Genomic DNA, 12,537 nt, shown 5'->3' with positions numbered 1-12,537 from the left:
CGGAGATGCTCCAAAATCACAAAAGAGTCAGCACCCGAGACCGTTGGTATTAGGTTCGCGTTGGCCCACATTTGACGGCGCTGTTGTTTCGGGTATCAGCGCCAAGGGCTGACCACGCCGCAACGATGACCTTTCCCCGATTCGGATTGCTGGCGATATCGACGAGTGTCGGCCTTGTTGGTCGGTAAGCGCTCACCCGATTCCCTCCTGCCCAGCCTGGGCGGATCATGCGAAGAAGTCTCCGTTTTGGAGGGAGGTGTCTGCATCGAGACCGACGGCAAAATGGACGTCCATTTGGACCCTGTCCAGCCGCGGCCGAGCGAAGGCGTCTAACAGTGGAACCCCACCACAGGGGCGCTCAAGGCTTGCGGCTGCGCCTCGGACGTATGGAGGCTGACGCGGCAGCGGTGCCCATTTGCTTTGAGGCTCCTTAAGGATTGCGGCTGTTGAGGGTTGTGTGCGTCAAGTTCAGCAAAAAGGGGGCGGCCATGGCAATGTTCAATGTCACCGAACGCCACCATGCTCATGACCGCAAGCATGAACGCAGCGCCGCCGTCGAAAACATTCTGCTATCGAACCTGGAAAGACTGCATGTTGGTTGGCGCCTGATGGCGTGAGCGCCGCAATTGTCTCGCCATCCGCAATTGACAGAACTCGAGACGGCCCTTCGCCCAACCAAAAGGCTGACGCAACACAATTATTTGAACGCGTGCGATTATTTGAACGGGTGCGATCCGTCGACGCCTCCTGCAGCTGGCGCGCTTCTTGCGGGCTTTCATCGCACGGCCCCAGGAAGTGCCCTGTCGACGATGCCGAGTTTGAATTGCTCGACGAAAACCAAAGAAGGAGGTGGCATGAGACAGGTCGCGCCCGCCGGAGGAAGGACCAATTGCCGAGCTGATGATGGTCACAGGACCGTCACATCTTCTGTCTTCCAGCGGCATTATTTTGATTGGAAGAACCCAATAAGGAAAGACAAAACCCACCATGTGATTATCACCTGTCAGGGTGGGCGAGATCGCAGTGTGCCGCTGTTCGGGTGCGGCGCAACTTTTCAATGGCAAGGCGGCCAGACAGGAACACGGGCAAGACGCCAGCGACAGTCAATGAGCAATAAGGGCTTTTTATATGCAAGGTTTCGAACGCGGCTCGATTGCCGCGGGGCGGCTCATCGTGCCTATTTCCACCGTTGTCCTGCTGGCGGGATGTATCGTCGGCCCGGATTATCGGACGCCAATTTTGCCCACGCCGGCACACTGGAGCGGCCAAAACCCAACAATGACCGCCTTACCGGCTCAATTGTCGAAATGGTGGCAGCGGCTGCGCGACCCCGAGCTGAACGCGCTTGTCGAGGAAGCGGTTGCCGGCAATCTCGAGGTCGCCTCCGCCAAAGCCAAGATACGCGAGGCTCACGCGAGCTATCGTCAGAGCGCAGCGACCTTGTTCCCGTCCGCCGACGGCTCCCTATCGGCCAATCGCGGCACGACTGCCGCGATCACGTCGGGATCTGGCGGCGATTCCTCTGGCGCGTTCCGCTCCGGTTTCGACGCCACATGGGAGCTGGATCTGTTCGGCGCCAACCACCGGAGCGTCGAGGCGGCCCGCTATGGACTGGACGCCGCCGAGGAAGAACTACGCTCCAGGCTGCTGACCCTGATCGGCGATGTCGCCGCCAACTACGCTCAGGCGCGCGGCTATCAGGCGCGCATTCAACTCGCGCGCCGCTCAGTCGCCTCCCAAAAGCAGACCGTCGCCATCACCCGCACAAGGGCCAAGGCCGGCCTGGTGACAGCGGCCGACGTGGCAAAAGCCAAGGCACAGGCAAGCAGCACGGAGGCCGAGGTGCCGACGCTGGAGGCTAGCTATGCGGAGACGGTGCACCGTCTTGCCGTGGTCACCGGACGGTCGCCGGACGCGCTGAACGACAGGCTGAAGCGCGGCGCGCCCATCCCGGCACCACGCCTGCCGGTGCCGACCGGCATTCCCGCCGACATCCTGCTCGCCCGCCCCGACATACGCATGGCGGAGCGGCAATATGCTCAGTACACCGCCAGGATCGGCCAGGCCGAGGCAGCGCGCTATCCAAGCGTCAGCCTGACTGGAAATATCGACACGTCGGCCCTCAAGCTTGGCGACCTCGGCAAGAACTCCACCATCGGCTTCTCTTTTGGGCCGAAGCTCAGCGTGCCGCTGTTCAACGCCGGAAAGCTGCAGGCCGCCGTCGACGTCGCCAAGGCCGAGCGCGACCAACATTTCATCGCCTACAAGGCATCCGTGCTGACGGCGCTCCAAGATGTGGAAAACGCCAGCGTCTCGCTGACACAGGAGCGCATCAGGAACGGAAAGCTTGCCTCGTCGGCGAAATCGGCCCGCGATGCCGCACGCCAGGTGCGGATACTCTACCAATCCGGTGCGGCGAGCCTGCTCGACGTGCTGGACGCGGAGCGCTCGCTCGATACGGCCGAGGACACTCTCCTGCAAAGTCGCGTCTCGATTGCCATCGACTACATCGCGCTCAACAAGGCGCTCGGCGGCGGCTGGGACGGGGCCATCGACAGCGCCAAGCCGGAGGGCGTCGACGCCAAAACCAGGCCACAGCCGGCGTCGAAGGCAACCCAATGACAAACGCGCAAGCCGAACTTCACATGTTCCGTTTCGCAGGGTCTCAAGGCAATGAGATCTTCCCACATCGTCGACCTTGCATCGGATTCGGTCCGGCGCTTCTACGAAAAGCGCATCGACGCGCCGGCCGTCCTGGATCCTGCGATCGACCTTCCAACGCGGTCGCAGTCACCGCCGCCCCGGCAATTATCCGCGACGACGCGGTTTCGGTGCAGCTCAGCAGGTGGCGCGCTTCCACCACATCATGCCGCAAAAGGGAACGTTTCCATGTCCGCCAGCTGCTGTTCACGTCCGGTTGTGCACTATGATGAAGACGGGATCGCAGCGGCGTTCGACCGTTACCCGGAGCAGACCGTGCCGCCGGTTGACTTGTTCGGCAAGGCGGGACGTCAACAGCTGGCCAGCCTCCGCGTCTCTGACATGGATCGCCTCAAGATCGACAGGGACTGGCGTTCATCGGCGACAGCCGCAGGTCGTAACCGCGCCAACTGTGCTCACTTCACTCCGTTCGTGACTGTGCAACGACTTAGTGCCTCGGCTTTTTCGAAATGTGCTGCCGCGGGTTGGATGAATTTCGATGTCGTGTTCGGCGGGGCCGATTAACCTGGAACAACAAGGAGACGGCTTGTCATGGAGACAGGAATACTGGACGAATACGAACTGCGGCTTAATAAATTAAGACGCTTGATCGAGAACAAGGAGCTGGATGCTGCGCTGATAACCTCTACAGACAGCATCTTTTATCTGACCGGCTTCCGCTATCAGCCATTCGAGCGCCCGTTTTTCCTCGTCGTACGCCCCGAGGGCGATCTCGTCTTTGTGACACCGCGGCTGGAGGCCGAGAACGTCGCGGCGATCCCGCTGCTGCATCGCATCTTGGAATACACCGAGTACCCGGCGCCCAAAGGCGAAACATTTCTCGACGCGCTTGCCCAGGTGATCGGGGAGCATGATGTGATCGCAGTGGAGCCGTCCATGCCTGCCGAACTCATGCGAGCACTTGAGCACTTTTTCCCGATGGTGGAGCCACTGGTGGAGCGCTTGCGACTGGTCAAGTCGCCCTACGAGATCAGTCGGATCGAACGGGCCGCGCGCTTTTGTGACCTCGGCCTGCGGATGGTGATGGATGCAGCGCGTATCGGCACCTCCATCCAAGGCGGGTATGACCGCATCCCGGAGCTTCGCAATGCCATCGTCGAGGGCGAAGGAAAATTCGACCAGCACACCAGCTCGATCTGGCTCGGTGTCTGGGCTGCACCCTTCAGCGCCCAGCCGCATCGCTTTCCCGAACCGGCGGACATATTCGGCGAAGGTCCCAATGTCGGCTTGTCGTTTCTGCGGGTGAACGGCTATTCGGCGGAGACCGAGCGCACCTTCTTCCTGCACCGCACCTCGGGCGACCAAGCCGCGGTCTTCGCGACGATGCTCGCGGCCCGCAACATCGCATATGACATGCTTCGGCCCGGTGTCAGCGGCCACGAAGTCGATCACAAGGTCAAGTCGTTCCTGCGTTCTGAAGGATTCGGCGGAAATCTGCTGCACCGGACCGGTCACGGTATCGGCATGGCCGGACACGAAGGACCGTGGCTCGCCGAGGGGAGCGACGACATCCTGCAGGAGAACATGTTGATCAGTGTCGAACCGGGCATCTACTGGCACGGCCAAGGTGGCTACCGCCATTCCGATACCGTTCTGATCACTGCGGACGGCTATCGGAAGCTGACCGATTTCCCATCTGACCTGGACTCGATGACTCTTGTCTGAGCGGACCCGTTGTCAGTCAGCCGGAGGGCGACAAATGCCACCAGATGGGTTCGCTGTAAGCACGACACTGGGCGCAGCGTGGTTATGTTCAACTTGTCAACGGGCAAGCCGCCAACCCCATCCACGGTATTGCTGATGCTCGCCTTGCCCAACCGTCAAGGCATTGAACGGCGGCGAGGTTTGAGACTTGTAGCCATCGGGCGATGCGTCTGAGGTCAAGGCCGCACCCGGTCGATCGCAGGATCGCCTCGCTGTTCATTCCGAAGTCCGCACCGGCACCGACTGCGCATCCGACGTAGCCGTCCGGGCGGTGTGGCCAGTGCAACGATTGCGCGCCAGGTGCGCACTTGGGCTATGTCGTAACGCGGTGGTCGACCCCGCCGCCTGCTCAGCACCCGACCATAGGGTGGCTGCAGAGACAATCGGTGCCAACCGCGGCGTTTGATATTCGATCACCCGGTATGATCAGACCGCCGGGCTACGGGCCCGGGGCATAGCCGTACCACGATATCGACCACGCCGATCGCAGCCCCTAAGGCAAAGACGTCGCGTCGACGGCCTTCCAGCCGCTCCGCGAAGTTCAATTCCCGCAGTCGGCCTTTCGGTGCAGGGCAGGCGCCAGCGGCGAGTGCACAAATGTGCCCAGGATCGCTATGAGAGATCCCGCGCGTTTCGCGCGGCCGCTAGTCGGCACGAAGCTTGCTACGTCATTGGTGTGGCGTTCGACCGGAACGCCGTGATGGGAGAAGCCCCCAAAGGGAGGAACCCACCTCGATCCGCGCAGGGAGACAACTATCTTGAAACCGGCCAATTCGCAGCCCACGTCCCGCGCCCCGCAAGCTTTGCTACGCCCGGCTTTACGCGCAGGTGCTTGCCGCCATCGCCCATGGCGTCACCCATGTTTGCTTCTATCCGCCAGGTCGGCGAGAGCATGAAGCGGCTGGACGATGCCTTCATCAAGTTCGTCAAGATGGTCATCGCGCCTGTCATCTTTCTGACAATTCGACCGGCATCGCCGCTATGAACGATCTCCAGAAGGGAACGATCTCCAGAAGGTCGGCCGGCGTGGCGAACGGCACTTGCGTCTGGCCAGCTCGCGCGAACGCTTCCCAGATATTGGGGTCGGCTCGTTGGCACGAAGCCGTCATGGACGCACCGCCAGATGGCACCGGCTCGATGGCTACGGGTTCCGGTAGCTTCCCGTGCTGCGCGACCCGCTCGGCAGCCGATCCAAAGCGATGACCGCTTTGCGCCAAAAGGCCAGCCGTTGCTGCCCGACCGTTCACCGCTGATTGGAGCCCGCCGCATGTTTAAGCAAAGTACCGCCCTCGTCACTGCGATCGCTATTTTGGTCGCTCTGCTTCTTTCGGCGCTGGCGGCGCTAAAGCAATATCCAGATGACCTGCGCCTGCTGGGAGACCATCGCCAGCTCGCAGCAGAGCTGCGCATCCTCATTCTCAAGCGGCGCGACGCACTCCTCAACGACCTCGCTTCGCCAATCGCCGGCAATCCCGAAGCCGAGGTCGCTCTGGTCTCTTTCTTCGACTACAACTGTCTGCCTTGCCGGGCGGCAGGCCTCAATATCCAGCAAGCCATCAGGGACGATGCCAATGTGAAGCTTGTGTTCAAGGAGTTCCCGATCCTGGGATCGAATTCCGAATTCGCCGCGGTGGCGGCGCTCGCCTCCCGCCAACAGCAAAAATATGAGGCGTTCCACCTCGCCCTTATGAATTTTCCCGGTGTGGTCAACAAAAGAACCACCTTGACCATCGCAGGCCGCGTGGGCCTAGACGTTGATCAGCTCAAGCGGGACATGGAGGATCCGGCGATCGCAGACGCCATCGCGCGCAATCGCGCGCTCGCCAGCGGTCTGCATATCACCGGCACGCCGGCGTTGGTGGTCGGCGACGAAGTGATCCCCGGGGTGGTCGACCTTGTCAGACTGCAACGCGCCATTGCAGATGCGCGCGCGACGGCCAAGGCTCAGCCTACCACATCCGCAGACTTGGCATTTTGACCAAATGGCTGGGGCGGGCATTGGAAAAGCAGCTCAATCGAGCCGCGCTTGCGGCTCTCGCCAGGCAGCATCTCGCCGGGACGGCCGACGCGATCGCGGCATGCTGATGGCTGGCTCCCACGAGACGTTTGACATCGTTGTCATCGGAGCCGGGCCGGTCGGGCTTTCCTTCACCGCATCGCTTGCCCGGAGCCAACTCAAGGTGGCCGTCATCGAACAGCAGCCCCTGGAAAGGCTGGCCAATCCGGCTTTCGACGGTCGCGAGATCGCGCTGACCAACGCTTCGATTGCAATCCTTCGCGAGCTCGGCGCCTGGGATGCCATCCCCGCTTCGGACAAATCACCCCTTCAAGGCGCGCGCGTGCTCAATGGTTCGAGCCCCTTCACGCTGCGCTTCGATTCGCCCAGCCGATCTCGCCAGCCGCTCGGGATTCTGGTGCCAAATTGTCGGATCCGCGACGCCCTGTTCAAGATCATACGCTTGCAGGATCATGCCCAACTGCTGTGCGGCCACGCGGTCGTCCATGCAACAAACAGCCACGAAGGTGCGGTCATAACGCTCTCTGACGGCAGGCAATTGACCGCTCGGCTTCTCGTTGCAGCGGATTCGCGTTTGTCCGCCATGCGCGACCTGCTCGGCATCGGCGCCGATATCAACCAGCTCGGCAAATCGATGCTGATTTGCCGGGTGAGGCACGAGCGCCTCCATCACCAGATCGCAGTCGAATGGTTCGATCACCATCAGACGATAGCGATGTTGCCGCTCACCCAAGGCGTGTCGTCGCTGCTTCTCACCTTGCCCTCAAACCAGGCCGACAGACTGATTGCTTTCGACGACGATTTATTCCTGAAAGAATTGACGGACCGGTGTCGAGGGCGCCTCGGAAAAATGAGCCTGGCAAGCACCCGCCACAGCTATGCGCTGGTCACGACGTGGGCGCACAAGTTCTGCGCTCCAAGCGCCGCACTTGTTGGCGATGCCGCCATCGGCATGCACCCAGTGACCGCGCATGGCTTCAACATCGGCCTCAGCGGGCAGAAGCAACTCGCAAATGGAATCCTGACAGCATGTCGCGACCGTCGCGACATTGCCGATCCCGATTTGCTTCACAAATACGAAAGCTGCCTGCGCCTATCGGCGGCACCGATCTATCATGCCACGAATATCCTTATCGGACTATACTCAGGCGAGTACCCAGCGGCACGGGTTGCAAGACATGTCGGGCTTCGCTTTGCCCAATATCTCCCCTTCGTCCGCCATGGCATTTCCGCCATGCTCACGCGGTAAGATCACACCGAAATTCGTAAAGCATTCGCAACTGCCGGTGATGGCTGCCAGTGAGCGCTCATTTTCGAGCAGACCCTTGGTACCCCCGTTCGCGGTTACGAGGGTCGTTTCGCTGGCCAAACGTACGCATACGCTAAAGGCCGCCTACTGACGCGTACCTTGTGGCGGTAGTGTCCGCTTAGATTAAGTGGACGCTTGGCAATGAAGTATCTGGCTATGGAACAGCCGTCGAGGGTGGAAGCGAGCACGCCCGCGGCTCTGCCGCTGCCGACGGATGCGGGCCGACAGCGGACGCGCCGCTCCTGGACGGTCGAGCAGAAGCTGGCGATCATGCGCGAGGTGCAGGAGTCCGGTGATCCGGTAGCGGTTGTCGCGCGGCGTCACGACATGAACGCGAACCACTTGCACATCTGGATGAAGCAAACCCGGGAACGGAGATCGGGTGACCGATCCGAGACCCCACCAATCGCCTTCATTGAAATGGGTGTGGTCGGTCACAGCGTGCACGATGTAGAGCCGGAAGAGCCGGGTCCTGTGCGATCGCACTCCGAAGTGCCGGCTGCGAGCTGCCAAGCGGTGTCTACCGGTGGCCGGATGGAAATCGTCGGGGCCAACGGCCGGCGTGTGATCGTTGACCGCACTGTCGACGTCAGTGTCCTGCTGCGGATCTTGCAGGGCCTGGAAATGCTGCGATGATCCCGACAGAAGGCGTGCGTGTGTGGTTGGCGACAGGCTACACCGATATGAGATGTGGCTTTCCATCGTTGGCGCTACGGGTGCAGGAGGTCCTCAAACATAATCCCCTTGGGGGGAACCTGTTTTGCTTCAGGGGGAAACGCGGAAATTTGTTGAAGGTCATCTGGCATGATGGCCAAGGAGCATGCCTGTTCACAAAAAGGCTCGAGCGCGGCCGCTTCATCTGGCCGACAGTTGAGGGCGGAGTTGTGACAGTATCTCCTGCACAGCTGAGTTATCTCCTGTCTGGGATAGACTGGCGCAATCCTCAGGAAACGTGGCGTCCAACTCGGGTTGGGTAGCATTTTTGAGTTGAAAATACAATGAAATGTGATTCAATCGGCGCATGACTTCGAAGCCGGTTGATCTTCCCTCGGATCTTGCCAGCGCCTACGTGGCGCTGCTAGCCGAGCGTGAGGCGCTGCTGGCTGAACGCGATGTGGCCGTCGCGGATGCTGCCAACTGGCAGGCCGAAGCCGCCAACGCACAGGCTATGCTGTCCGACAACGAGGCGCTGATCGCGCATCTTGAGCTGCGCATCGAAAAGCTGAAACGCGAACTGTACGGGCAGCGCTCCGAGCGTACGGCGCGGCTGATCGAGCAGTTGGAATTGGAGCTCGAAGAGCTCGTCACCTCGGCGACCGAGGATGAGCTTGCCGCGCAGGCCGCGGCGGCGAGGACGCAGAAGGTCCGCCCGTTCATCCGCAAGCGACCGGTGCGCAAGCCATGGCCGGATGACATCGAACACGAGCGCGTCGTCATCGATCCTCCGACTGCCTGCGCCTGCTGCGGCGGATCCCGGCTGTCCAAGCTGGGCGAGGACGTGAACAAGACGCTGGAGGAGATCCCGCGCCGCTTCAAGGTCATTGAAACGGTCCGGGAGAAGTTTACGTGCCGGGATTGTGAGGCGATCACCCAGCCGCCGGCGCCATTCCATGTCACGCCGCGCGGCTTCACCGGCCCGCAGTTGCTGGCGACCATCCTCTTCGACAAGTTCGGCATGCACATCCCACTCAACCGGCAGAGCACGCGCTTCAAGTGCGAGGGGATCGACATGCCGATCTCGACGCTGGCCGATCAGGTTGGTCATGGAACCTTTGCCCTCATGCCGGTCTTCAAGCTGATCGAGGCTCATGTGTTCGCGGCCGAGCGCCTTCATGGTGACGACACGACCATCCGTGTCCTGGCAAAGAGCAAATGCAAGACGGGCCGTATCTGGACGTATGTGCGCCACGATCAGCCGTTCGGTGGCGCCGCGCCGCCGGCGGCGGTCTATTACGCTTCGAGCGACCGACGAGGTGAGCACCCACAAAAACATCTGGCCCGCTTCGGGGGCATTCTGCAGGTCGACTGTTATAGCGGCTTCAATCCGCTCTTCGATCCGAAGCGGAAAGAGCTGCCGATCACGCCCGCATTCTGTTTTGCGCATGCGCGCAGGGGATTCTTCGAACTGGCCGACGTCGAGAAAAATGCCCGCGAGGGCAGGAGGAATGGCAAACCGATCTCCCCGACGGCGCTGGAGGCGGTCAAGCGCATCGACGCGCTCTTCGACATCGAGCGCGACATCAACGGCAAGACAGCCCCTGAGCGGCGTGCCGTGCGGCAGGAAAAGAGTAAGCCACTCTTCGATGACATGCACGAGTGGTTGCTCCGCGAGCGCGATACCTTCTCGCGCTCTTCCGATGTCCTCAAGCCGATCAACTACATGCTCTCGCGCTGGACGACTTTGCCCGCTTCATCGATGAAGGCAGAATCTGCCTGACCAACAATGCTGCAGAAAGGGCATTGAGAGGTGTGGCCCTGGGAAGGCGGGCGGGACATTTGCCGGGAGCCAGCGCGGCGCCGACCGGGCTGCCGTCATGCTGACATCCATCACCACCTGCCGCCTGAACGATGTCGACCCAAAAGCCTGGCTCGCCGACGTCCTCGCACGCATCTCCGATCTGCCAAGTTCCCGCCTGCACGAACTGCTGCCCTGGGAATGGAAAAAGCTGCGCGACGCCGAGAAACCGGTCGGTCGGCAGACCGCCGCAGCCTGAATTGATCGCACCACCATAACGACCACTACTGTCCCACGCGACGCCTCATTCCGCGGCCTTCAGCGTACGCATACGGCCAAACCACGACCAAGAAAGGATGAAGGCTCGACAGTCCCGTTCTGCCGGATAAACGGCGGAACTCCGCTCAAACGCCCCTGCGAGCCTTGGGAATCAAGGGTTTCAGCCGCCGCTGAAGGCGCTCTCTGTACCAGTGTTGTGGGTCATTCACAAGGGTCGGAAAGCCGTTAGCCGCGGTTGCACCCGATCAATCATGGCTTGCATCAGGTCGGCGGAGTCCCTGGCCTCCTTCGCGATGTCGAACCTTCCCCCACCCTCCGCAGCGGCCATCACTTCCATCAGCTTACGACCGACCTCCGCCCCGGCGGCCTCCAACTCATCCAGAGTCCAAGCAGGATCGGGGACGAGTAAGGCCACCGTGGCAAGAGAAGCCCCCCTCTCCTGCAGGCGCTTGAGGGTTCTGGGCAGGTCTTTGATCGGCGCTGCAAGTTTCCTCATTCCCGTTCTCCGGTTGTTTGCCCGCCTTATGGACCAGGTCTCGGCTGCGGGAGAAAGGGCGGCATTCTCGGCAAAAACGCCGAGCCCGTCCTTGGTTCGCTTGCCTACGGCAACTAGGCGGCGCGAGCGCCAGCTCTGGTTTGCCCCTTCATTGATGACTAGGCAGATGTCTTCCGCTTGCGCTTCGGCATCTGCGCTCTCGCTTTCAAGGACATGTCGCGCACCACCTTCGCGGACTTGAGGGCCTTGGCGGAAATCTCGGGCCGTCCGGCCGCGTCGGCAGCTTCGACAAGCTGGATGAGCTCATAGCCAACCTTCATCGCCTCGGCTTCCTGCTTCTTCGGCGTGAAGGTTGCGGCCGGGAAAAAGGACGCGAACTTAAGTTCGCTGGCCCTGTCGCTCAATCGTTTCAGAGCGGCGGCGAATTCGTCTGTCTGCTTGGTCTGGTCCATCGATGCAATGTTCTCCTTCTCGTATCCCTATGCATGATGCCCTTCAAGAACGGTAAATGGACACGCGGAAATTGGGGGTCCTTACATGGCGGTGCGATTGCGTTCACTACCTGCGCCTCTATAGTTGCCGGACGCGGAGGTGGGAGTGTTACCCCAAGTTCATTCTCTGCGTGATTGGCTGCGTAGGCATTCCACCGCTGCTGTTATCGCAGCGACATCTGGCCTAACCGAGCCCCCATTCGGTCCAGAAATCGCGCGTCGCGCTGTCCGGCCTGATCTTTGGAACATCAAGCCGAATTCGGGTGGGTAACAGTACTGCGTCCCCGAGCAAAAGCGCCTCCCCTACGTCAAGCAAGGGAAGGATGCTCGTGAGGCCAGCTAACGAATCCGGCATGAGACGCTTGATCACACCTTGGTCAGTCTCATTGGTAAGCCGCAACGCAAGAAAATTGTTGCACTGACTGAGGATCGTTCGACTTACGTCCGAGGGTCGCTGGCTCACCACCAGCAGAGAGAAGCCGTACTTTCGTCCCTCCTTTGCGATGCGCTCGAAAGAACCCAGCGCCTGCCGTTGCACGGCATCGGCATCGTCGCGAACAGGAAGGTACAGATGCGCCTCGTCGCAAAGCAGGGTGACTGGCGTGCGCGCTTTCCCACCCATCCAGAACTGGACATCATACAGGAGCCGAGCGAGCGTGCCAGTTACGACAGGTAGCACATCCGCAGGTACCTCCGAAAAGTCGATGATCTTGATTCCAGATCCATCTCCGGCACTCAGAAGCTTCAGCGCCTGTTTTGCAAGCCAGTCGTAACTAGAGGCTGCTTCTGAGGGCGCGAACATGAATCCGTAGCGTCGATCATCTAATTTGGCTTCCAGACGTGAAAGGAAGCGGGTCAGCTTATCCTCCCATTCACCCTTAATAGGACCCGTCTTCCCCATTCCCTTGGTGCTGTTGTGTATCCATCCGAGCAGGGCCGCGGGATTTTGGGCGCCGCGCGTGGTAGCGTCGGTTCATGGAGATCGATGAGGACAAGATCGACGATGCCGTTCTTGCGCTGTTATGGCTGACGCTGCATAACGAGCGGTGTGCCTGGAAGGGCTTC

12 protein-coding genes and 2 pseudogenes are annotated in these 12,537 nt (G+C 60.9%); 11 read left to right on the top strand and 3 right to left on the bottom strand.

What is annotated here, in order from left to right; translation table 11 throughout:
- The first annotated feature begins 488 nt into the window (after window positions 1–488).
- The 10 genes and pseudogenes from AC07FD_RS09410 (at window position 489) to tnpC (ending at window position 10,465) form a co-directional block, all read left to right on the top strand.
- A complete protein-coding gene (locus tag AC07FD_RS09410) occupies window positions 489–617 on the top strand; it encodes a hypothetical protein (RefSeq protein WP_478349610.1) in 129 nt (42 codons plus the stop codon).
- Between the two features lie 511 nt (window positions 618–1,128).
- Window positions 1,129–2,622: an efflux transporter outer membrane subunit gene (locus tag AC07FD_RS09405; protein WP_478349609.1), complete on the top strand. Its 1,494-nt coding sequence runs from the start codon at window positions 1,129–1,131 to the stop codon at window positions 2,620–2,622.
- Between the two features lie 267 nt (window positions 2,623–2,889).
- Window positions 2,890–3,225, top strand: coding sequence for a hypothetical protein (locus tag AC07FD_RS09400; protein WP_378924043.1), 336 nt, complete (start codon window positions 2,890–2,892; stop codon window positions 3,223–3,225).
- A 27-nt stretch (window positions 3,226–3,252) separates the two neighbouring features.
- Entirely contained in the window at window positions 3,253–4,386 is a 1,134-nt protein-coding gene (locus AC07FD_RS09395) for a M24 family metallopeptidase (RefSeq protein ID WP_378924041.1), read from the top strand.
- Between the two features lie 810 nt (window positions 4,387–5,196).
- A pseudogene (locus AC07FD_RS09390) lies at window positions 5,197–5,424 on the top strand (cation:dicarboxylate symporter family transporter); the annotation flags it as partial.
- A gap of 268 nt (window positions 5,425–5,692) precedes the next feature.
- Window positions 5,693–6,403 carry a DsbA family protein gene (locus AC07FD_RS09385; RefSeq protein WP_478349608.1) on the top strand — a complete coding sequence of 237 codons (711 nt, stop codon included), beginning with the start codon at window positions 5,693–5,695 and terminating at the stop codon, window positions 6,401–6,403.
- A gap of 106 nt (window positions 6,404–6,509) precedes the next feature.
- A complete protein-coding gene (gene ubiM, locus AC07FD_RS09380; RefSeq protein WP_478349612.1) occupies window positions 6,510–7,691 on the top strand; it encodes a 5-demethoxyubiquinol-8 5-hydroxylase UbiM in 1,182 nt (393 codons plus the stop codon).
- A gap of 201 nt (window positions 7,692–7,892) precedes the next feature.
- Complete coding sequence (tnpA, locus tag AC07FD_RS09375) at window positions 7,893–8,387, top strand: IS66-like element accessory protein TnpA (protein ID WP_379078735.1); 495 nt, start codon at window positions 7,893–7,895, stop codon at window positions 8,385–8,387.
- Window positions 8,384–8,728: an IS66 family insertion sequence element accessory protein TnpB gene (gene tnpB, locus AC07FD_RS09370; protein ID WP_126102165.1), complete on the top strand. Its 345-nt coding sequence runs from the start codon at window positions 8,384–8,386 to the stop codon at window positions 8,726–8,728. The genes tnpA and tnpB overlap by 4 nt, the downstream gene beginning before the upstream one ends.
- A gap of 44 nt (window positions 8,729–8,772) precedes the next feature.
- A pseudogene (gene tnpC / locus AC07FD_RS09365) lies at window positions 8,773–10,465 on the top strand (IS66 family transposase).
- Between the two features lie 225 nt (window positions 10,466–10,690).
- On the opposite strand, the gene AC07FD_RS09360 reads toward tnpC, so the two are convergent.
- The 3 genes from AC07FD_RS09360 to AC07FD_RS09350 form a co-directional block, all read right to left on the bottom strand.
- On the bottom strand, window positions 10,691–10,981 hold the full coding sequence (locus tag AC07FD_RS09360) for a hypothetical protein (RefSeq protein WP_478349607.1): 291 nt from the start codon (window positions 10,979–10,981) through the stop codon (window positions 10,691–10,693).
- A 158-nt stretch (window positions 10,982–11,139) separates the two neighbouring features.
- Entirely contained in the window at window positions 11,140–11,433 is a 294-nt protein-coding gene (locus AC07FD_RS09355) for a hypothetical protein (protein ID WP_478349606.1), read from the bottom strand.
- 223 nt (window positions 11,434–11,656) lie between these two features.
- Window positions 11,657–12,373, bottom strand: coding sequence for an ATP-binding protein (locus AC07FD_RS09350; protein ID WP_478349605.1), 717 nt, complete (start codon window positions 12,371–12,373; stop codon window positions 11,657–11,659).
- Window positions 12,374–12,447: 74 nt separating this feature from the next.
- Between AC07FD_RS09350 and AC07FD_RS09345 the strand changes: the two genes are divergently transcribed.
- A partial coding sequence (locus AC07FD_RS09345) for a DUF6429 family protein (RefSeq protein WP_478349611.1) occupies window positions 12,448–12,537 on the top strand: 90 nt, incomplete at its 3' end.

This window comes from Mesorhizobium waitakense (genome assembly GCF_056431085.1).
The sequence above is the reverse complement of the archived record's forward strand: the minus strand, read 5'-3'. Positions and strand labels throughout refer to the sequence as shown.